General features: G+C 70.0%; 19 protein-coding genes and 1 pseudogene. 6 read left to right on the forward strand and 14 right to left on the reverse strand.

Features of this window, described 5'->3' with window-relative positions:
- Positions 1-147: 147 nt before the first annotated feature.
- The 6 genes and pseudogenes from ABTZ59_RS18080 to ABTZ59_RS18105 form a co-directional block, all read right to left on the reverse strand.
- Positions 148-1,008: an ABC transporter permease gene (locus tag ABTZ59_RS18080; RefSeq protein WP_351399228.1), complete on the reverse strand. Its 861-nt coding sequence runs from the start codon at positions 1,006-1,008 to the stop codon at positions 148-150.
- Positions 968-1,894, reverse strand: coding sequence for an ATP-binding cassette domain-containing protein (locus tag ABTZ59_RS18085; RefSeq protein ID WP_351399245.1), 927 nt, complete (start codon positions 1,892-1,894; stop codon positions 968-970). Before ABTZ59_RS18085 ends, ABTZ59_RS18080 begins: the two co-directional genes overlap by 41 nt.
- 86 nt (positions 1,895-1,980) lie before the next feature.
- Positions 1,981-2,418 (reverse strand): annotated as a pseudogene (locus tag ABTZ59_RS18090) (MarR family winged helix-turn-helix transcriptional regulator); the annotation flags it as partial.
- Between the two features lie 93 nt (positions 2,419-2,511).
- Positions 2,512-4,206 carry a coenzyme B12-dependent isobutyryl-CoA mutase large subunit gene (gene icmA / locus ABTZ59_RS18095; RefSeq protein ID WP_351399261.1) on the reverse strand — a complete coding sequence of 565 codons (1,695 nt, stop codon included), beginning with the start codon at positions 4,204-4,206 and terminating at the stop codon, positions 2,512-2,514.
- 72 nt (positions 4,207-4,278) lie between these two features.
- Positions 4,279-4,605: a DUF3817 domain-containing protein gene (locus tag ABTZ59_RS18100; protein WP_351399268.1), complete on the reverse strand. Its 327-nt coding sequence runs from the start codon at positions 4,603-4,605 to the stop codon at positions 4,279-4,281.
- 76 nt (positions 4,606-4,681) lie between these two features.
- On the reverse strand, positions 4,682-5,194 hold the full coding sequence (locus ABTZ59_RS18105; RefSeq protein ID WP_351399277.1) for a MarR family winged helix-turn-helix transcriptional regulator: 513 nt from the start codon (positions 5,192-5,194) through the stop codon (positions 4,682-4,684).
- A 167-nt stretch (positions 5,195-5,361) separates the two neighbouring features.
- Between ABTZ59_RS18105 and ABTZ59_RS18110 the strand changes: the two genes are divergently transcribed.
- Positions 5,362-6,456, forward strand: coding sequence for a glycoside hydrolase family 6 protein (locus tag ABTZ59_RS18110; RefSeq protein ID WP_351399285.1), 1,095 nt, complete (start codon positions 5,362-5,364; stop codon positions 6,454-6,456).
- Positions 6,457-6,552: 96 nt separating this feature from the next.
- Here ABTZ59_RS18110 and glxA read toward each other — a convergent pair whose 3' ends face one another.
- From glxA to ABTZ59_RS18130, 4 genes are all read right to left on the reverse strand, one after another.
- Positions 6,553-8,532, reverse strand: a complete 1,980-nt coding sequence (gene glxA, locus ABTZ59_RS18115) for a radical copper oxidase GlxA (RefSeq protein WP_351399294.1) — start codon at positions 8,530-8,532, stop codon at positions 6,553-6,555.
- Between the two features lie 3 nt (positions 8,533-8,535).
- The gene (locus ABTZ59_RS18120; protein WP_351400264.1) at positions 8,536-10,431 is read right to left on the reverse strand and encodes a glycosyltransferase family 2 protein; all 1,896 of its coding nucleotides are present in this window, start codon (positions 10,429-10,431) and stop codon (positions 8,536-8,538) included.
- 120 nt (positions 10,432-10,551) lie between these two features.
- Positions 10,552-10,845: an MTH1187 family thiamine-binding protein gene (locus ABTZ59_RS18125; RefSeq protein ID WP_014048385.1), complete on the reverse strand. Its 294-nt coding sequence runs from the start codon at positions 10,843-10,845 to the stop codon at positions 10,552-10,554.
- Positions 10,842-11,186 (reverse strand): DUF3817 domain-containing protein, encoded by a 345-nt coding sequence (locus ABTZ59_RS18130; protein ID WP_030351952.1) that lies wholly within the window; start codon positions 11,184-11,186, stop codon positions 10,842-10,844. Before ABTZ59_RS18130 ends, ABTZ59_RS18125 begins: the two co-directional genes overlap by 4 nt.
- A 168-nt stretch (positions 11,187-11,354) precedes the next feature.
- Between ABTZ59_RS18130 and ABTZ59_RS18135 the strand changes: the two genes are divergently transcribed.
- The 4 genes from ABTZ59_RS18135 (at position 11,355) to ABTZ59_RS18150 (ending at position 14,023) form a co-directional block, all read left to right on the forward strand.
- A complete protein-coding gene (locus tag ABTZ59_RS18135; RefSeq protein WP_351399319.1) occupies positions 11,355-11,993 on the forward strand; it encodes an AIM24 family protein in 639 nt (212 codons plus the stop codon).
- Positions 11,993-12,643: an AIM24 family protein gene (locus ABTZ59_RS18140; RefSeq protein WP_351399328.1), complete on the forward strand. Its 651-nt coding sequence runs from the start codon at positions 11,993-11,995 to the stop codon at positions 12,641-12,643. The genes ABTZ59_RS18135 and ABTZ59_RS18140 overlap by 1 nt, the downstream gene beginning before the upstream one ends.
- Positions 12,640-13,431, forward strand: coding sequence for an AIM24 family protein (locus ABTZ59_RS18145; RefSeq protein ID WP_351399336.1), 792 nt, complete (start codon positions 12,640-12,642; stop codon positions 13,429-13,431). The genes ABTZ59_RS18140 and ABTZ59_RS18145 overlap by 4 nt, the downstream gene beginning before the upstream one ends.
- 115 nt (positions 13,432-13,546) lie before the next feature.
- Complete coding sequence (locus ABTZ59_RS18150; RefSeq protein ID WP_351399353.1) at positions 13,547-14,023, forward strand: MarR family winged helix-turn-helix transcriptional regulator; 477 nt, start codon at positions 13,547-13,549, stop codon at positions 14,021-14,023.
- Positions 14,024-14,118: 95 nt separating this feature from the next.
- Here ABTZ59_RS18150 and ABTZ59_RS18155 read toward each other — a convergent pair whose 3' ends face one another.
- Positions 14,119-15,702, reverse strand: a complete 1,584-nt coding sequence (locus ABTZ59_RS18155; RefSeq protein ID WP_351399363.1) for an ATP-binding protein — start codon at positions 15,700-15,702, stop codon at positions 14,119-14,121.
- Positions 15,699-16,361, reverse strand: coding sequence for a response regulator transcription factor (locus ABTZ59_RS18160; RefSeq protein ID WP_351399370.1), 663 nt, complete (start codon positions 16,359-16,361; stop codon positions 15,699-15,701). Before ABTZ59_RS18160 ends, ABTZ59_RS18155 begins: the two co-directional genes overlap by 4 nt.
- Before the next feature lie 125 nt (positions 16,362-16,486).
- Between ABTZ59_RS18160 and ABTZ59_RS18165 the strand changes: the two genes are divergently transcribed.
- Positions 16,487-17,308, forward strand: a complete 822-nt coding sequence (locus ABTZ59_RS18165; RefSeq protein WP_351399375.1) for a PepSY domain-containing protein — start codon at positions 16,487-16,489, stop codon at positions 17,306-17,308.
- A 103-nt stretch (positions 17,309-17,411) separates the two neighbouring features.
- On the opposite strand, the gene meaB is transcribed toward ABTZ59_RS18165, so the two are convergent.
- Entirely contained in the window at positions 17,412-18,371 is a 960-nt protein-coding gene (gene meaB / locus ABTZ59_RS18170) for a methylmalonyl Co-A mutase-associated GTPase MeaB (RefSeq protein ID WP_351399389.1), read from the reverse strand.
- 56 nt (positions 18,372-18,427) lie between these two features.
- Positions 18,428-19,627 carry an acetyl-CoA C-acetyltransferase gene (locus ABTZ59_RS18175; RefSeq protein ID WP_351399411.1) on the reverse strand — a complete coding sequence of 400 codons (1,200 nt, stop codon included), beginning with the start codon at positions 19,625-19,627 and terminating at the stop codon, positions 18,428-18,430.
- Positions 19,628-19,692: the final 65 nt, after the last annotated feature.

Below are 19,692 nucleotides of genomic sequence, written 5' to 3' on the forward strand. Positions count from 1 at the left end.
GTAGGGGGCCGGCTCGGGCGTACGGGCCGGCTCGGGCGTACGGGCCGGCTCAGGCGAGAGGCCGGCTCAGGCGTACGGGCCGGCTCAGGCGCACCGGGCCGACCGCCGTACCGGACCGGCTCCGCCGCGGTTCGCGTATGTGTCGCGTCAGCGGGCCAGCCGTCCCAGCAGCGACGAGGCCGCCGCGATGCCCACGGCCGCCGCCCCCAGCAGTACGCCGAAGTCGAGCAGCAGATGGGACGGCGTACCGAGCAACAGCCCGCGCAACGCGTCGACCTGGTAGCTCAGCGGGTTCATCTTGCTCAGCACCTGGAGCCAGCCGGGCATGATCGCCACCGGATAGAGGGCATTCGAGGCGAAGAAGAGCGGCATGGTGATGGCCTGCCCGATACCCATCAGCCGGTCGCGCGTCAGCACGATCCCGGCGATCGTCATCGACAGACAGGAGAAGAACGCCGAGCCGAGGACCACCACGACGGCCACCCCGAGCAGCCGCAGCGGGTTCCAGGTCAGACCGACGCCCAGGGCCGCGGCGATGACGATCACCACCACCGCCTGGATCAGCGCCTTCACCCCGGAGGCGAACGCCTTGCCACTGATGAGCGCGGCCCTGGGGGTTGGCGTGACCAGCAGTTTGGTCAGAATACCGGCGTCCCGCTCCCAGATGATCATGATGCCGTAGAAAATCGCGATGAACATCGCGGACTGGGCGATGATGCCGGGCGCGAGAAAGTCGATATACGGAATGCCGCCGGTGGGGATGGCCTTGATCCTGGTGAAGGTCTCACCGAAGATCAGCAGCCAGAGCGCGGGCTGAACGGCCCGGGTGTACAGCTCGGTACGGTCGTGCCGCAGCTTCTGCAACTCGACCACGCACATCGCGACGACCCTGGCGGTCAGCACTCGCCAGCCGGTGCGGGCACGGGGTGGTACGAGCAGCAGGTCCAGCCGGCCGGGGCCGGTCTCCTCAGCCGACGCGGGACGCGGTGCGGCGGGTGCTCCTGACATCTCGGAAGTCGCCTCCCTCCTCGTCGAGACCGCTGCCTGCCACATCCCTGAAGACATCCTCCAGCGTCGGCAGGGCGTCCTTCCCGCCCGAGCCCGAGGCACCCGAGGCGCCCGAGGCGCCCGAGGCACCCGACGCCGCCCGGCGCTCGCGCAGTTCGGCCCTCAGCTCACCGGGGGTGCCGAGCGCGTGGATCCGTCCGTGGTGCATCAGTGCGACGCGGTCGCAGTACTGGTCGGCCTCGTCCATGTAGTGCGTGGTCACCAGCACGGTCATGCCCGTGGCTTGCCGTACGGCGTTGATGCGCTCCCAGACGCTGGTGCGGGCGATCGGGTCGAGGCCGATCGTCGGCTCGTCGAGCATGAGCAGTCTCGGCGCGCTGACCAGCGCCTGCGCGAGTTCGAGCCGGCGGATCATGCCGCCGGAGTACGTCTTGGCCATCCGGTCGGCCGCGGCGGTCAGATCGACGGCGGCCAGCGCCTGGGCGACCCGTCGCGAGCGCTCGCGGCGCGGGACGTCGAAGACCCGGGCGAACAGTGTCACGTTCTCGCGGCCCGTCAGCGCGGCGTCGGCGGACAGTTGCTGGGGTACGTAGCCCAGCAGGCGGCGTACCGCCATCTTCTCCTTCGCCGCGTCGTGTCCGAACACCCGCACCATGCCCGCCGGTACGGGCAGCAGGGTGGTGATGCAGCGGATCGCGGTGGTCTTGCCCGCGCCGTTCGGACCGAGCAGCCCGAAGACCTCGCCCGCGTGGACCGAGAGGTCGAGGTTCTGGACGGCCCTGGTCTCGCCGAACGCGTAGTCCAGTCCGCGGCAGCTGACGGCGTCGGGCCCGGCGGGGTCCACGCCGTCCGGCCCGGCGTCGCCGGTGAACGGTGTGTCGGTCATGTTCCCTCCGTTCTCCGTCCCCCCGCTCCCACTCCCCCCGCTTTCACTCCCCCCGATTCCCGCACTGCCCCCGCTCGCGCGCCTCCGTCGTGCAGGTTCTCGGCGAGCCCGCGCAGTGCGGGCAGGGCCGCCACCAGCGCCGCGCGCTCCTCGTCCGACAGATGTTCCACCTGCTCGCGCAGGAGCGCGCGCCGGCGCGATTCCCATTCGCTCAGCCGCGCCTCGGCCGCCGGGGTGGGCAGCAGACGCGCCGAACGCCGGTCGTCCGGGTCGGTCTCGCGCAGCAGATAGCCGGCCCGGCTGAGCTGATTGACCAGGGTGGAGACCGAGTTGCCGGCGAGAAACAGCTCCCTGGCGGCGTCCGACACCCGGATCCCCGGACGGGCCGCGACCAGCCGCAGCAGCTCGATCTGCGCGCCGCGCAGCGGCGGCACGGGCGAGCTCTCGCGCAGCCGCCGCCGGATCATCCGCTGGACGCCCGCGAGGACGACCGCGAGCGAGTCGGGGAACTCCTCCGTGGTCATACCACCATTTTAGCTCTCACTCAGAGGTATTCGCGAAGAGGAGAAGGGAACCAAGCGGCCACAGGGGCCGAGTGGATCAGAAGCCGGGGAGCCTCAGAAGCCGGGCGGTTCCGTGTACGTCCCCCACTCCTCGCGCAGCACGCCGCAGATCTCGCCGAGCGACGCCTCGGCCCGTACCGCCTCCAGCATCGGGGCGATCATGTTCGAGCCGTCGCGGGCGGCGCTCAGCATGGCCTCCAGGGCCGTACGGACCCGGGCGTCGTCCCGGGCGCCCTTGCGCTCGGCCAGGACCTGGACCTGGTCGCGCTCGACCTCATGGCTGACCCGCAGGATCTCCAGATCGCCGGTGACCGAGCCATGGTGGACATTGACGCCGACGACCCGCTTGTCGCCCTTCTCCAGCGACCGCTGGTAGCGGAACGCGGACTCGGCGATCTCGCCGGTGAACCAGCCGTCCTCGATCCCCCGCAGGATGCCGGAGGTGATGGGACCGATCGGGTGCTGTCCGTCCGGGTGGGCGCGCAAACCGCGCTCCTTGATCTGTTCGAAGATCTTCTCGGCGTCGGCCTCGATCCGGTCGGTCAGCTGCTCGATGAACCAGGAGCCGCCCAGCGGGTCGGCCACGTTCGCGACGCCCGTCTCCTCCATCAGCACCTGCTGGGTACGGAGCGCGATCTCGGCGGCCTGCTCGCTCGGCAGGGCGAGGGTCTCGTCCAGTGCGTTGGTGTGCAGGGAGTTCGTACCGCCGAGGACGGCCGCCAGCGCCTCCACCGCCGTCCGTACGACGTTGTTGTACGGCTGCTGCGCGGTGAGGGAGACACCCGCCGTCTGGGTGTGGAAGCGCAGCCACTGGGCCTTGTCGGTCCGCGCGCCGTACACCTCCTTCATCCAGCGCGCCCAGATCCGGCGGGCCGCGCGGAACTTGGCGATCTCCTCGAAGAAGTCGAGGTGGGCGTCGAAGAAGAAGGAGAGACCGGGCGCGAAGGTGTCCACGTCCAGGCCCCGGCTCAGCCCCAGCTCCACATAGCCGAAGCCGTCCGCGAGGGTGTACGCGAGCTCCTGCGCGGCCGTCGCCCCGGCCTCGCGGATGTGGTACCCGGAGACGGAGAGCGGCTTGTACGCGGGGATGGAGGTGGCGCAGTGCTCCATCAGATCGCCGATCAGACGCAGATGCGGCTCGGGCTGGAACAGCCACTCCTTCTGCGCGATGTACTCCTTGAAGATGTCGGTCTGGAGCGTGCCGTTGAGTATGGCCGGATCGACGCCCTGGCGCTCCGCCGCGACCAAGTACATGCAGAAGACCGGCACCGCGGGGCCGCTGATGGTCATCGAGGTGGTGACCTCGCCGAGCGGGATTCCGCCGAAAAGGATCTCCATGTCGGCGGCGGAGTCGATGGCGACCCCGCAGTGGCCGACCTCGCCGAGCGAGCGCGGATCGTCGGAGTCGCGGCCCATGAGCGTCGGCATGTCGAAGGCGACGGAGAGGCCGCCGCCGCCGTTGGCCAGGATCGTCTTGTAGCGCTCATTGGTCTGCTGGGCGTTGCCGAATCCGGCGAACTGGCGGATCGTCCACGTCCGGCCGCGGTAGCCGGTGGGGTGCAGCCCCCGGGTGAAGGGGTACTCCCCCGGCCACCCGATCCGCTCGAAGCCCTCATAGGTGTCGCCGGGCCTGGGCCCGTAGACCGGCTCCACCGGGTCACCGGAGAGCATGCTGAAATCCGCGTCGCGCTTGCGGGCCTTGTCGTACCGGGCCTGCCAGCGCAGGCGGCCCTCCTCCATGGCGTCCATGCCTTCAAATTTACTAGGACGTCCAAGTAAATGTCGATGCCAAACCGCCCACAGCTCGTGCGGGCGGGGCCGTCAGGCCTCGGCGGTGGCGGGCTCGCGGTCCGTGACCAGCGGCCGGGCCTCGCGGGTGATCTTCGGCTCGACGAAGAACGACGCGACCGGGATGCACCCCGCGGCCAGCACCCAGAGGAGCTTGCCGAAGGGCCACTTCGCCTTGGAGCCCAGATCGAAGGCGAAGACGACGTACACGATGAACAGCACACCGTGGATCTGGGAGATCAGCATCGTGTCGCCGGTGTCGAATCCGTACTTCAGGATGATCGCCACGGTGAAGACCAGCAGCCATACGGCGGTGACGTACGCCATCACCCGGTAGCGGGACAGCACGCTCTGTTTCATGGCCCCGAGCGTATCCCGGGCCCTTCCGGCGCCGACGGGCCCCCCGGCTCAGCCCGCGTCGTCGAAGCCCCCTGGCTCAGCCCGCGTCGTCGAAGTCCCTGGCCGCCACCCGCAGCGGGCGGAGCATCGCGAAGATCTCCGCGCACTCCTCGGTGTCGTAGGCCCCGAGCCCGAAGTCCATCTCCACCAGATCGTGGGTGGCCGCCTCCACCACCTCACGGCCCTTGTCGGTGATGGACGCGAGCGTGCCGCGGCCGTCGTTCGGATTGGGCCGCTTGTCGACCAGACCGGATTTCACCAGCCGGTCGACGGTATTGGTGACCGACGTCGGGTGGACCATCAGCCGCTCGCCGATCTTGGACATCGGCAGCTCGCCCGCCTTGGAGAAGGTGAGCAGCACCAGCGCCTCATACCGGGCGAACGTCAGCCCGTACGGCTTGACCACCGCGTCCACGCCCGCCAGCAGGATCTGTTGCGCGCGCATGATCGAGGTGATCGCCGCCATGGCCGGCATGGGCCCCCAGCGCTGCTGCCAGAGTTCGTCGGCGCGGGCGATGGGGTCGAAGGGAAGGCTGAGCGGTTTCGGCACGGCTCCGACCCTACCGAGAGGTCACTTGACGGCGGGCCCCGTCTCGCACTTCGGTCCGTTCGGTCGGCCCGGCCGCCCTCGGCAGGTGTCGCACCTCACAGTCGACGCAGTGTTATGTAACGATATGCCGGTCTTGTCACTGCCCAGTCATCTTCCGAGGGGGCTGGATGTCCAGCCGGGGACCACACCGCCCGCACGCAACGCGCCGCCGCCCGCGCTCGCTCGCCTCCGCCGCCCTCGCGGCGGCGCTGGCGCTGACGGCCACCGGCTGCTCCCCCGAAACCGGCGAGGACTCCGTCGAGCGGACCGACCGGGCCGGGCGGACCGGCCCCTCCGCGCTCCGCGGCGAAACCGACCCCACCACGTCCTCGCCTTTCTGGATCGACCCGGAGAGCGACGCGGCCCGCCAGGTCAGGGTGTGGGAGAAACAGGGACGTACGGACGACGCGAAGGCCCTGCGGCGGATCTCCGAGCGCGCGGTGGCCGAATGGCCGGCCGGTGACAACCCCGAGCCCGGGATCGACCGGGTCGTACGCGGCGCGAAGGCCACCAGGAGCACGGCCGTCCTCGTCGCGTACAACATCCCCCACCGCGACTGCGGGCTCTACTCCGCGGGCGGCGCCCATGACGCCCAGTACTACCGCGACTGGATCGGCGCCTTCGCCGAGGCCATCGGCGACGCCGAGGCCATCGTGATCCTGGAGCCGGACGCCATCCCGCACCTGACGGACGACTGCACCCCGGCGGAGCATCATGACGAGCGGTACGAGCTGCTCGCCCACGCCATCGACAGGCTCAAGCGGCAGCCGCGTACCAGGGTCTATCTGGACGCCGGAAATCCGGACTGGATCTCCGACCCCGCCAGGCTCACCGAGCCGCTTCGGCGGGCCGGGATCGCCGCGGCCGACGGCTTCTCGCTCAATGTCTCCAACTTCCAGACGAACGACGTGGTCAAGGCGTACGGCACCCGGCTCTCGGGGCTGCTCGGCGATGTCCACTTCACCATCGACACCAGCAGGAACGGCGCGGGCCCGCTGCGGGGCAACCGGGACGAGGCCTGGTGCAACCCGCCGGGCCGGGCGCTCGGCTCACCGCCCACCACCAACACCGGCAACGAGCTGCTGGACGCCTATCTCTGGATCAAGCGCCCCGGCGACTCGGACGGCCCCTGCCGGGGCGGCCCGGCGGCCGGCACGTGGTGGCCCGACTACGCGCTGGGCCTCGCCCTCAGGACGAAGGACAAGAACGAGGCGAAGGACTAGAGGCGAAGGACTGGACGAGGCGAAGGACCGGACGGGAAGTCCGACGTCTCGTCCAAGCGCCTGCTGGGGCATGTCTTTGGCGCGGACGTATGCGTCTCAGTCCACCCGGACCCACTTCGCCCGGGACGGGACGCCGTCGGAGTCGGTGACGAAGAGCATGTACCAGCCGGGCGGCACCATCGCCCGGTCCTTCGGCACCTCGACCGTCACCGCGTCCTTGCTCTTCGTGAGTGCCAGCTCGATCGAGCGTTGCTCGACATCGGTCGTGTGGGTCACGGCGCTCGGCCGCATCAGCCTCGCCTTCACGATCCGGTCGGGCCGGGCGGCGCGGAAGGTGGCCCGGCCGTCACGGTCGACCTCCTTCGGGCCCTCCCCCAGCGCCGGTCTGTTCTCACCGGCCCTGTCGCCCTGAAGATAGGGCGGCGTGTAGATCTCCACCCGCTGTTCGAAGGTGCCGAGTCTGGTGTTGTCCGCGTCCCGGAAGAGCGGGTCGGAGCCGAAGGTGACCACACGGCCGTCGGGCAGCAGCAGCGCCTCCGAGTGGTAGTTGCGCCCCACGGTCGGGTCGGCGGCCGGCCGGAACGTATTGGTCCGCGGCTCGTAGAACTGCGCCTTGAGGATGTCGCTGGCGCTGCGCCCGCGATAGTCGGAGGAGCCGCCGGTGGTGAACACCGTGTCGTCCGGGAGCAGCACGCTGCTCAGATAGCGGGTGCCCTGCGGCAGCCTGGGCCCTTCCTGGAAGGCCGGGCTGTCCTGCTTGAGGTCGACGATCGCCGTGCGGCTGGTGGCCTTGGAGGACTCACCGACGCCCCCGCCACCGAGCACCATCACCCGCTGGTCCTGCGCCGGCGGCAGCATCAGGGAGGCCGAGGTCTCCGTCTGATCCTGGTCGGTGAGCCCGCCGACCTCGGTGAAGGTGTTCTTCGTGAGGTCCCAGAGCCCCGGCTGCCGGCCCTTCTCGGCGGGCCCGTACCCCGCGTTGGAGCCCGAGTAGAACAGCTTGCCGCCCTTGGTGAGGAAGAGCGCGGGATAGGTCGGGAAGTAGCGGGTGGGGCCCTTGGACCACTCCTTGGTGGCCGGGTCGTACAGCTCGTTGTCCCCGGTGAGTACGGCGCCGACGTCGTCGAGACCCGAGACGGCCAGCACCTTCCCGTTGTCCAGGGTCACCAATGTGGGGTACCAGCGGGCTTCCTTCATCGGGTTCACCGGGACGTACTTCTCGGCCCTGGGGTCGAACTCGTACGCGGATCTGATGCCCTGGAAGTCCTGCTTCTCCGTGGTGAGTTTCTGCGCGAGGCCATAGAGATTGTCCGCGTCCTTGCCCGTGAGCCCGACGATCTCGTACTGCGCGGCCTGGGTGGTCAGCCCTCGCGGGCCCTTCTCGGCGGCCTCCACGAACACCCGCGCCTCGCCCGCCGTCACCTTCGTGCGCCAGGGCAGCATCCGGCCGCCCTGCCCGTACCCGACCTTGAGTTCCTTCTTCGCCCTGGGCACGGTGACATCGAACTTGCTGACGAACTCGACACCCGAGGGGGAGCGGAAGCGGGTGCCCTTCTTGAAGGTGTAGGACCGGTCGGGATTCTCGTTCTTGACCCGCATCCGGCCGCCGGCCCGCTCCACCTCGCCGTCGAGGACCTCGTAGCGTGCCGTGCCGCCCGCCACCAGCAGCCGCCCGTCGGGGAGTTGGGAGTGGCCCGAGCAGAAGAAGTCCTCCGGGGTGGGGATCTTCTTGAAGGAGTTGTCCGCCGGGTTCCAGAGGATCGTGTCGAACGACCCCTCGTCGAACTTCTTCTGGTTGTTGCCGGAGCCGGCGATGATCAGCACCTTGCCGGTGTGCAGCAGGGCCGCGTGGATCGCGTTCGTACGGTATTCCTTCGGGACGTCGAGGATCTCCCAGGAGCCGTAGCGCTGTTTGTAGCCCGGCTGCGCGATCTTGTAGGCGTGGTACTTCTCCTGGGCGAAGGAGAAGGCCGCGGGAGCGTTGAGGGCGGCCAGCACCACCAGCGCTCCGCCGCCGAGCAGCGTCCTCTTGAACTTCTCCGACGGCCTGCGGCGCGGCCGGTGGCGCGGGGACATGGGTCAGTTCCCTCCTGTCGTCGTCACAGGCGTCACGGCGAACGCCGGCTCCGGTGCCAGCTCCAGTGCCGGTTCCTCCAGTTCCAGTTCGGGCTCCCGTTCCGGCTCCCGTTCCAGTTCCGGCCGCGGGGTCGGTTCCAGGCCCGGCTCCAGGGCCGGCCCCGGGTCCTCGACGGCTGTCATGCCGGTGCGTACGGTGCCGCGCTCGGCGCGCTCGGAGCGCTCGGCGCGCAGCGTCCAGCACCAGACGCCCACCGGCGCGAGCGCGATCGCCAGCGCCAGGACCGCCCAGGTGCGCATCGCCGCGTGGGTGTGGCCGAGGAACACCGACGCGACGAGCGAGGCGATCAGCACGGCGGCCCAGAACAGATGGAGCCGGAAGGTCATCAGCCGGTCGGGGCTCGCCCGGCCGCCCTTGGGGGTGACCACGAACCGGCCGTGGGTGCGGAGTACGGCCGAGATCAGCGACCGCAGATAGACCGGCGCGGAGAGCGCGGACATCGCCATCCCGGCGAGACCGCCCGAGCCGCACGGCTCGTGGGGCGAGACGTTGTGCCGCCGGTTCCAGAGATAGAGCCCGATCTGCAGGGCGGCGGCGTCGCTGTAGAGCATCAGCAGGACCGAGGTCGAGACCTGGGTGCCCGAGGCGCCGAACCAGAGGAAGAGAACGCAGCTGAGGATGCCGAGGAACCAGTTGATGGCGGTCATCGGGTAGTAGACGAGCATCAGCGTGTAGCTCAGCAGCCGGCCGGGCGGCACCCGCAACGGCGCCTTCCAGTACTGCTTGAGCAGCGTCTCGTACGTCCCTCGCGACCAGCGCAGCTGCTGGGTGAAGAAATCGGTCCAGGAGGCGGGGCCCTCGCCCACGGCCAGTACGTCGGGGGTGTAGACGGAGCGCCAGAACCGGCCGGTGACGGGGTTCCTGGTGCGGTGCAGCTCGAACCCGGTGGCCATGTCCTCGGTGATCGAGTCGTAGAGACCGCCGATCTGCATGACCGCCCTGATCCGGACGACATTGTTCGTACCGACGAACATCGGGGCGTGGTAGCGGTTGCCGGCCCGCTGGATCAGCGCGTGGAACAGGAACTGCTGGGACTCGGCGGCCTTGGTGACCGGCGCGCTGTAGTTGCCGTACACCTGGGGGCCGACGACGAAGGCGGTGTCCGGGTCGCGGAAGTAGCCCATCATCCGCTCCAGGAAGTTCGGGAGCGGGATGTGGTCGGTGTCGACCGAGGCGAAGAAGTCGTAGTCCTCGCCGTGCATGGCGAGCCAGGCGTTGTAGTTGCCGTGCTTGGTGCGTGCCCTGTGCACGCCCCGTGGGCGGTTCCACTCGGGTATGCCGTGCCGGGTGAAGTGGCGTACCCCCAGGTCCTCGCAGAGCGCCCTGGCCGCGCTGTCGTCGCCCTCGTCCAGCAGCCAGATGTCGAGCGTGCCGCGGTGCCGCAGCCGGACGGCTCCTTCGAGCGTGGCCCGCACCATGGCGAGCGGTTCCTTGCCCGGGACGTACGTGGTGAGGAACGCGACGCGGGTGCCCGGTTCGGCGGGAACGGGTATGGGGTCCCTGGCGACCATCGTGGCGTGGGCGACCGAAGTGACGTTGACGAGCATGAAGAGGGCGATGAGCCCGATCGAGCCCAGCATCACCTGGTCGAAGACCACCAGCCAGCGGTCGGCGCCCTCGCGCTCGGTGCGGTGGGTGGGCCAGACCAGATAGCAGAGCAGGGCCCCGGAGAGCAGCGGCGCCAGGGCCATCAGCAGGACGGCTCTTATTCGGTGGGGTTCCCGCGCGAGCAGACTCCGGTAGCGCACCCGGTAGGCCACGGCCCGGTCCGGTTCGCTGAGCGGGCCGGCCAGGCAGCTGTGGATGTCGTAGTCGTACTCAGAACCCTCCGGCCGCACGGATGCCTCCAGCTGTCGCACCAGATTGATATCCCTACAAAAAGGGACATTTAACGGCGTGTCGACTTGAGGCGTCCGTGCGAGCGGCACTCCGCGCGGAGGTTACGGCGTACGGGTCAGTCAGTCGGCGAGGTAGCGCTCCACCGTCTCGACCTTCGAGGTGAGCCCGTCCGTGACCCCCGGCCGGATGTCGGCCTTGAGAACGAGTGAGACCCGCCCGGCGCGGGCCTCGACCGCGGCGACGGCCCGCTTCACGACGTCCATCACCTCGTCCCACTCCCCCTCGACCGAGGTGAACATGGCGTCCGTGCGGTTGGGCAGCCCGGACTCGCGGACGACCCGGACGGCGTCGGCGACGTACTCGCCGACGTCCTCCCCCACGCCCAGCGGGCTCACCGAGAACGCGACGATCATGCGCTCACCGTGCCCTCGCGCCGCGCGCGCGAGGCGATGACCGCGTCGTCGGCGGCGCGCTTGAGCTTGCGCTCGGCGAAGAAGCCGCCCGCCGGCAGGACGGAGAGGACGAAGTAGAGGGCCGCGGTGCCGAAGGACCACTTGGTGCGGTTCCAGGCGTCCAGCCAGAACACCACGTACAGCACGAAGAGCAGCCCGTGGACGGCGCCCATCACGGGGACCGCGTTGAAGTCCGTCGTGCGCTTGAGCACCGAGCAGACGAGGAGCAGCAGGAACGACACGGCCTCCGGGGCGGAGACCAGACGGAGACGATGGAGGGAGGAGGCGGTCTTGATGTCCACGAGGAGGCACCTTCGGCATCGGGGGCAGACGTGATCTTGTGAATGTGTGCACAAGCGCGCTCTCATTGTGGCAGCCCGGCTTTGCCCGACCGTTATCAGGGTCGGATCGGGGGTGATCCCGGACCATGGGCCCTGTTCCCTGTCAGTGCCGCCCGTTACCTTCGATCCGTGGCTCAGTTCCGACTGCAAGGCAGCAAGGTGCTCGCCGTCGACATGACCGGCGACGCCGTCAAGGCGAAGAACGGCTCGATGGTCGCGTACGACGGCCGGATGGCGTTCAAGAAGATGTCCGGCGGCGGTGAGGGTCTGCGCGGGATGGTGACCCGCCGGCTCACCGGCGAACAGATGACCGTGATGGAGGTGAAGGGTCAGGGCACCTGCTACTTCGCCGACCGCGCGAGCGAGATCAGTCTTGTCTCGCTGCACGGCGACAAGCTCTTCGTCGAGGCGAGCAATCTGCTGTGCACCGACGCGGGGCTGCGTACGGGCACCTCGTTCACCGGCCTGCGGGGCGGGGCGACCGGCACCGGCCTGTTCACGACCACCGTGGAGGGCATGGGCCAGGCCGCGATCATGTCGGAGGGCCAGGCGGTGATCCTGCGGGTGACCCCGCAGTACCCGCTCTTCGTCGACCCCGGCGCCTATATCGCGCACCAGGGGAACCTCCAGCAGAAGTTCCAGTCCGGCGTCAACTTCCGTACGTTCATGGGCGAGGGCTCGGGCGAGGCCTTCCAGATCCGCTTCGAGGGCGACGGGCTCGTCTACATACAGCCCAGCGAGCGGAACACGATCGGGGGCGACGTCTGATGCCGTTCCGTGAGATCAACTCGAAGATGGTCGAGGCGACGGTCCTGCCCGGCCAGAAGATGTTCAGCCAGCGCGGCGCGATGCTCGCGTACCGCGGCGACGTCAGCTTCACCCCCAACATCCAGGGCGGTCAGGGCGGTCTGATGTCCATGATCGGACGGCGCGTGGCCAATGAGGCGACCCCGCTGATGACGGTCGAGGGGAGCGGCACGGTGATGTTCGGCCATGGCGGCCATCACATCCAGGTCATCAATCTGGCGGGCGACACCCTGTATGTGGAGGCGGACCGGCTGCTCGCCTTCGACGGGACCCTCCAGCAGGGCACGATGTTCATGGGCTCACAGGGCGGGATCATGGGCATGGTGCGGGGACAGGTGACGGGCCAGGGCCTGTTCACCACCACCCTCAAGGGCCATGGCGCGGTCGCGGTGATGGCGCACGGCGGGGTGATCGAGGTGCCCATCGCCCCGGGACGCGAGGTCCATGTGGACCCGCAGGCGTATGTCGCGCACCACGGCGACGTACGGAACAAGCTGTCCACGGCGCTCGGCTGGCGCGACATGGTCGGGCGCGGCTCCGGCGAGGCGTTCCAGCTGGAGTTGAGCGGCAGTGGCGCGGTGTACGTCCAGGCGTCGGAGGAGAAGCTGTGAGCGCGCCCGTGATCCATGACCCGATGACGCTGCCGAGCGACGACAACGTCAACTCGTACACCTTCTGTGTGGAGTTGAAGGGGAGCCAGTGGTTCCTGCAGAAGGGGAAGATGATCGCCTACTACGGGCAGATCACCTTCGACGGCATCGGCCACGGCCGGTTCGAGCGGCTGATGCGTACGAGCTTCCACTCACCGCTGCACGCCAGTGACTGGGTGGTGGCGGAGGGCAGCGGCAAGATGCTGCTCGCCGACCGCGCCTTCGACGTCAACTCGTTCGATCTGGAGGACGGGAATCTGACGATCCGGTCCGGCAATCTGCTGGCCTACCAGCCCTCGCTGGCATTGAAGCAGTCGATCGTGCCGGGCTTTCTGACGCTGATCGGTACGGGGAAGTTCGTGGCCGCGTCCAACGGGCCCGTGGTCTTCATGGAGCCACCCCTGCGGGTGGATCCGCAGGCGCTGGTGGGCTGGGCGGACTGCCCGTCGCCGTGCCACCACTACGATCACGGCTATATGACCGGAGTACTGGGCGGGATCAGGTCGTTGACGGGGATCGGCGGTACGTCCGGCGAGGAGCATCAGTTCGAGTTCGTCGGGGCCGGGACGGTGCTGTTGCAGTCCACGGAGGCGCTGATGGCGGAGCAGCCGTTGGGTGCGGTCACCTCGGAGCCCGGGGTGCCGGGCGGCGGCGCCCCCTCGGGACACTCCGGGCATCAGGGGTCACCCGGGTCCACGCCCCGGATGCCGGGGCAGCTCGGCGATCTCCAACGTCGCTTCGGGCTGTGAGCGGTAGTCTGCGGAGTGTGACGTCGAACGCCTGCGCCCGTGGCCGGTGATCGGGTGCGCGGGGTCACACTCTCAAGCTTCGTACAGATTTCAACTTCTTAGGTAGAATCCATACATGGAGACCGAGACCGCCACCCGCTGGCTGACCGACGCGGAGCAGTGCGCCTGGCGCACCCATCTGGATGTCAACAAACTGCTGACGCACCAGCTGGAGAAGGACCTTCAGCCGTTCGGCCTGACCATGAACGACTACGAGATCCTGGTGAACCTCTCGGAGTCGGCGGAACGGCGCATGCGGATGAGTGACCTCGCGGCCACCACGCTCCAGTCCAAGAGCCGGCTCTCCCACCAGATCACGAGGATGGAGACCGCGGGGCTGGTCCGCCGGGAGAACTGCGAGTCCGACCGGCGCGGGCTCTACGCGGTCCTGACGGACCAGGGGATGGAGACCATGCGGAAGGTCGCGCCGCACCATGTCGCGTCCGTACGCAAGCACTTCATCGATCTGCTCACGCCCGAGGCGCTGGCGGAGCTGCGGGCGTCGCTGACGCCGGTGGCCGAGCAGCTGCGCGGACGGCGCGGCAGGAGCTGATACGGGGCGGCCGCCGGGCCCGGGGCAAGGGCTCGGCCGCCGCGTCGCTCGGGCCGCCGCGGCGCTCGGCCGCCCCGGCACTGGCCGCCCTCGGCTCAGGCGGCCGCGGCCGTGTCGGTGGCGTCGGTGGTGTCGGTGCTTTCGTCACGGTCGGCGCTCGGGCTGTCCGCCCGGGGCAGGCGCAGCTCGAACAGGGCGCCGCCCGCCCGAGCCCCGCCGACCGTGAGCGTGCCGTCGTGGCGCACGGCCACATCGCGTGCGATGGCCAGCCCGAGTCCGGCGCCGCCGTCGTCCCGACCGCGCGCGTCGTCGAGCCGTACGAACCGCTCGAAGATCCGCTCACGCTCCGCCTGAGGTACCCCGGAGCCGTCGTCGGCCACCGCGAGCACCACCTGATCACCCGACCGGTACACGGACGCGGTGACCGACGCGCGGGTGTGCCGCTGGGCGTTGTCGAGCAGATTCCCCAGCACCCGGGCCAACTGCCCCCGCGATCCTGCCACTTCGAGCCCCGACCGGACATCGAGCGTGACCGGGACACGGTCCCTGGTCCGCTGCGAGACCTCCTCGCGGACCAGCGCGCCCAGGTCGAACCGCGCCCGGCCCGGCCGCTCCCCCGCGTCCAGCCGGGCCAGCAGCAGCAGATCCGCGGCGAGTTGCTGGAGCCGTACGGTGTCCGCGACCGCGCCCGGCACATCCAGCAACTCCGGGTGCGCGTCTCCCACTTCCAGCTGGGTACGGAGCGAGGCGATGGGGCTGCGCAGTTCGTGCGAGGCGTCCGCGACAAAGCGGCGCTGCCGCTCCACGGCGGCCTCCAGCGCGGTGAGCGTCTCGTTGGTCGTACGGGCCAGCCTGGCCACCTCATCGTCCGAGGCGGGCTCCGGCACCCGCCGGGAGAGATCCGTCGAGGCGGTGATGGCCGCCATCTCGCGCCGGATGCCCTCCACGGGCCGAAACGCCCGCCGGGTCATCAGCCACGTCACTCCCCCGACGACCAGCAGCAGGACGGGGAGCCCCAGCAGCATGGAGACGGTGGTCGTGTTGACCGCGGCCTGCCGGTCCGCGAGCGAGGCGCCCGCGTGGACGACGACCGTCTCGCCCGCGCGGTCGGTCACCTCGACGGCGGCGAAGCGGTAATCACCGCTCTCGCCGTCGACGGTCGCGCTGCCGGTGGTGAAGGAGGAGCGGTCGCCTATCTCGCCGACCGCGGGGTCGTCGTCACCGCCGCCGTCGTCGTCACCGTCGTCGTCACCCCCGTGGTCGTCCGTGCCGCTGTCGTCGTCGGCGCCGTCGTCGTCACCGGGTGCGGCGGTCGTCCCCGGGGCGGGGATCTTCACGGGAGTCACCGCGGACACCGCCGTACCACTGATCCGCTGGAGGTCCTTGGTCGCCGCGAGCAGCCCCCCGCCCTCGTCGGTCACCTGTACGGGGTGTTCCGCGTTGTCCGGCAGATCGAGCCCGGCGTACGAGGCCCGGTCGGTCACCAGGGAGGCGATGTCCAGGGCGACTTCGCGGGCCGCCCGATCCGCGCTGCGGTCGGCCTGGTCGGTGAGGTTCGAGCGGAGCGAGAGAACGACCGCGATCCCGGCGGCCACCAGCGCGACCGCCACGACGGCCGTCGCGCCGAGCGAGGCCCTGGCCCGTACGGAGGACGCGAACCGGCGTCCGCCCACGCTCATGACGCGACCAGCCGGTAGCCGGCGCCGCGCACCGTCTGGATGGTCGCGGCACCGAGCTTGCGCCGCAGGGCGCTGATGTAGACCTCGATGATGTTGGGGTCGCCGTCATAGGCGAAGTCCCAGACGTGCTCAAGGATCTCCGGTTTGCCGATCACTTCCCCGGCCCGGACCGCCAGTTGCTCCAGCACGGCGAACTCCTTCGCGGTGAGCGCCACCTCGGTCCCGTCCCGCACGACGCGGCGGGCGGCGGTGTCGACGCTGAGGCCACCGATCCTGAGCACCGGCGAGGCGCCGGACGAACCGCGGCGGCGCAGCAGGGCCTTGACCCGGGCGACGAGTACCACGTACGAGAACGGCTTGGTCAGATAGTCGTCGGCGCCGGTGTCCAGCCCCTCCGCCTCGTCGTACTCGCCGTCCTTCGCGGTGAGCATCAGGATCGGTACGTCATGACCGGCCGCGCGCAGTGCGGCGCAGACGCGGTAGCCGTTCATGCCGGGCAGCATGATGTCGAGCACGACCAGGTCGTACACGCCCTCGCCCGCCCGGTGCAGCCCTTCGAGGCCGTCGTGGACGACATCGACGGCGAAGCCCTCGGCCCTCAGCCCCTTGGCGAGCGACACCGCGAGCCGTTTCTCGTCCTCCACGATCAGCAAACGCATGGCCCCAGCTTCCCAAACCGAACCTGAAGATCACTTCAGGTGGCTTCAGGCTGGCTTCAGCTTCGCTCCGCCACATTGAAGTCGTTCCACACGGACTGCACGGACCGACTCGGGGAGGACCCCTCATGAAGCGCAATCTCGCCATCGCGGCCATCACCATGGCGGCACTGATCGGCGGCGGCACCTACACGGCGGTCGCCATGGGAGACGACGACAGCCGGGGCACGGGTACGGCGACGCTGCCCACGCCGGTCGCGAAGCTGGGGACGGTGTCGGACGACTCCGGGAACGACATCCTGGACGACTCCCAGGACGACGGGACGGTCAACGGGAAGGACGCGGGGAACGGCACAGGGAAGGACGCGGGGGAGGGCGACCGCACGCCGGGGAAGCGGCAGTCGGCCACCGTCAGCGGTACGGGCCTCACCGCGAGCGAGGCCGCCGCCGTGGCCCTGAAGAAGTACCCCGGCGCCGTGGCCTCCGTCGAGCGCGACGACGACGGGGACCGCCACTGGGAGATCGACCTGTTCGGCAAGGACAACCGCTGGCACGAGCTGCGGGTCGACGCGGCCAACGGCACGGTGCGGGTGGACCGCGACGATGACGGCGACGACGACCACGGCGACGAACGCGCCGCGCTGCGCGCCGCCTCGGTGGACGTCCAGCGCGCGACGGCCGCCGCCCTCGCCACCGTATCCGGGGCGGTGACCTCCGCCGAGATCGACGACGACCACAACGGCCGCTGGGAGGTCGATGTACGGGGCGAGGACGGCCGTACGCACGAGCTGAACGTCCACGCCAAGACCGGCAAGGTCACCGTGGACAGCGACGACGACCGCTGGGACGACAACAGCCGTGGCGACGACGACAGTCGGGACGACGACGGCCGGGACGACGACGGTCATGACGACCACGACGACCGGGACGACGACGGTTACGACGACTGAGCCGGCTCGGAGGCGTCACCGGCGCTGTCACCGGCACTCCGCCCGGCCCACTCGGCCGGGCGGTTCGTGGCGCGCGGCGCCACGGCCCCGCGGACCACCCCCGTCAGGCGCCGTCCGTCAGCCCCGCCACCAATTCGTCCGCCGCCGTGTACGGGTCCAGTTCCCCCGCCACGATCCGGTCCGCCAGCGCGCCCAGCCGCCGGTCGCCGTGCAGATCGCCGATGCGCCGGCGCAGCGTGGTGACGGCGATGGTCTCCACCTCGTGGGCGGCGCGGCGGGCGCGGCGCCGGGTGAGGGCGCCGTGCTCCTCCAGCCAGGCGCGGTGCTTCTCCAGGGCCTCCACCACCTCGTCGATGCCCTCGCCCCGCGCGGCGACGGTCTTGACGATGGGCGGCCGCCAGTCGCCGGGCCCCCGGGCCTCGCCGAGGCCCAGCATGTGGTTGAGCTCACGGGCGGTCGCGTCGGCGCCGTCGCGGTCCGCCTTGTTGACCACGTACACATCGCCGATCTCCAGGATCCCGGCCTTGGCCGCCTGGATACCGTCGCCCATGCCGGGCGCGAGCAGCACCACGGAGGTGTCGGCCTGGGAGGCGATCTCCACCTCGGACTGGCCGACCCCGACGGTCTCCACCAGGATCACGTCGCAGCCCGCCGCGTCCAGCACCCGGATCGCCTGCGGGGCGGCCCAGGCGAGCCCGCCGAGATGGCCGCGGGTGGCCATGGAGCGGATGTAGACGCCGGGGTCGGAGGCGTGCTCGGACATCCGCACGCGGTCGCCGAGCAGCGCTCCGCCGGAGAAGGGGGACGAGGGGTCGACGGCCAGCACCGCGACCCGCTTGCCCGCCTTGCGGTACGCGGTGACGAGCGCGGAGGTCGAGGTCGACTTGCCGACACCGGGCGATCCGGTCACCCCGACGACATACGCGTTGCCCGCGAGCGGCGCCAGCGCGGCCATCACCTCGCGCAGCTGCGGGGACGCCCCCTCGACCAGTGAGATCAGCCGGGCCACGGCCCGCGGCCGGCCCTCCCGCGCCTGAGCCACCAGCTCAGGGACGTCCCGCATCACAGCTCCGTTCCTTCGATCCGTACCCGTACTCGCGACGCGCTCCCGCTCGGTCCCTACTTGGCCACGCGCAGGATGAGCGCGTCCCCCTGGCCGCCGCCGCCGCACAGCGCCGCCACGCCGGTCCCGCCGCCGCGCCGCCCCAGCTCCAGCGCGAGATGGAGGACGAGCCGGGCGCCGGACATGCCGATCGGATGCCCGAGCGCGATCGCGCCGCCGTTCACATTCACCCTTTCCGGGGAAACCCCGAGGTCCTTCATTGACTGCACCGCGACGGCCGCGAACGCCTCGTTGATCTCGATGAGGTCCAGGTCCTCGACGCCGATGCCCTCCTTCTTCAGGGCGTGCTGGATCGCGTTCGACGGCTGGGACTGGAGCGAGTTGTCCGGGCCCGCCACATTGCCGTGCGCGCCGATCTCCGCGATCCACTCAAGACCCAGCTCCTGGGCCTTGGCCTTGCTCATCACCACGACCGCCGCCGCACCGTCGGAGATCTGCGAGGACGTGCCGGCCGTGATCGTGCCGTCCTTGTCGAACGCGGGCCGCAGCTTGGCCAGGGACTCCACGGTCGTCTCGGCCCGGATGCCCTCGTCGTGCGAGAAGAGCACCGGGTCGCCCTTGCGCTGCGGGATCTCGACGGGCGTGATCTCGGCCTCGAAGACACCGTTCTTCTGGGCCGCCGCGGCCCGCTGGTGGGAGAGCGCGCCGAACTCGTCCTGAGGGCCGCGCGTGATGCCCAGCCGGGTGTTGTGCTTCTCCGTCGAGGCGCCCATGGCGATGTCCTCGAAAGAGTCCGTCAGTCCGTCGTACGCCATGGAGTCGAGCATCTCCACGGCGCCGTACTTGTAGCCCTCACGGGACTTGGGCAGCAGGTGCGGCGCGTTGGTCATCGACTCCTGGCCGCCCGCGACCACCACCTCGAACTCGCCGGCGCGGATCAGCTGGTCCGCCAGCGCGATCGCGTCGAGTCCGGAGAGACAGACCTTGTTGACGGTGAGCGCGGGGACGCTCAGCGGGATGCCGCCCTTGACCGCGGCCTGACGTGCCGGGATCTGCCCTGCCCCGGCCTGGAGCACCTGGCCCATGATCACGTACTGCACCTGGTCGCCGCTGATCCCGGCCCGGTCCAGCGCCGCCTTGATCGCGAAGCCGCCCAGCTCCGCGCCGGAGAAGGACTTCAGCGAGCCCAGGAGCCGCCCCATGGGGGTGCGGGCGCCCGCGACGATCACAGACGTGGTGGTGTTCGTATCCGACATGAGACGCGATCCCCTTTGCGTACAGCTGAGGAGTGAACGAGATGGGGGGTTTGGAGGGAGTCCCC

It is taken from the genome of Streptomyces sp. NPDC094034 (genome assembly GCF_040303865.1).
Taxonomy (GTDB): domain Bacteria; phylum Actinomycetota; class Actinomycetes; order Streptomycetales; family Streptomycetaceae; genus Streptomyces.

Excerpts from the sequence above, each read along its gene's own strand:
- ABTZ59_RS18080 (WP_351399228.1), bottom strand. The coding sequence starts at position 1,008 with ATGTCAGGAGCACCCGCCGCACCGCGTCCCGCGTCGGCTGAGGAGACC.
- ABTZ59_RS18085 (WP_351399245.1), bottom strand. The coding sequence starts at position 1,894 with ATGACCGACACACCGTTCACCGGCGACGCCGGGCCGGACGGCGTGGAC.
- icmA (WP_351399261.1), bottom strand. The coding sequence starts at position 4,206 with ATGGACGCCATGGAGGAGGGCCGCCTGCGCTGGCAGGCCCGGTACGAC.
- ABTZ59_RS18100 (WP_351399268.1), bottom strand. The coding sequence starts at position 4,605 with ATGAAACAGAGCGTGCTGTCCCGCTACCGGGTGATGGCGTACGTCACC.
- ABTZ59_RS18110 (WP_351399285.1), top strand. The coding sequence starts at position 5,362 with ATGTCCAGCCGGGGACCACACCGCCCGCACGCAACGCGCCGCCGCCCG.
- glxA (WP_351399294.1), bottom strand. The coding sequence starts at position 8,532 with ATGTCCCCGCGCCACCGGCCGCGCCGCAGGCCGTCGGAGAAGTTCAAG.
- ABTZ59_RS18125 (WP_014048385.1), bottom strand. The coding sequence starts at position 10,845 with ATGATCGTCGCGTTCTCGGTGAGCCCGCTGGGCGTGGGGGAGGACGTC.
- ABTZ59_RS18140 (WP_351399328.1), top strand. The coding sequence starts at position 11,993 with ATGCCGTTCCGTGAGATCAACTCGAAGATGGTCGAGGCGACGGTCCTG.
- ABTZ59_RS18150 (WP_351399353.1), top strand. The coding sequence starts at position 13,547 with ATGGAGACCGAGACCGCCACCCGCTGGCTGACCGACGCGGAGCAGTGC.
- ABTZ59_RS18155 (WP_351399363.1), bottom strand. The coding sequence starts at position 15,702 with ATGAGCGTGGGCGGACGCCGGTTCGCGTCCTCCGTACGGGCCAGGGCC.
- ABTZ59_RS18160 (WP_351399370.1), bottom strand. The coding sequence starts at position 16,361 with ATGCGTTTGCTGATCGTGGAGGACGAGAAACGGCTCGCGGTGTCGCTC.
- ABTZ59_RS18165 (WP_351399375.1), top strand. The coding sequence starts at position 16,487 with ATGAAGCGCAATCTCGCCATCGCGGCCATCACCATGGCGGCACTGATC.
- meaB (WP_351399389.1), bottom strand. The coding sequence starts at position 18,371 with ATGCGGGACGTCCCTGAGCTGGTGGCTCAGGCGCGGGAGGGCCGGCCG.
- ABTZ59_RS18175 (WP_351399411.1), bottom strand. The coding sequence starts at position 19,627 with ATGTCGGATACGAACACCACCACGTCTGTGATCGTCGCGGGCGCCCGC.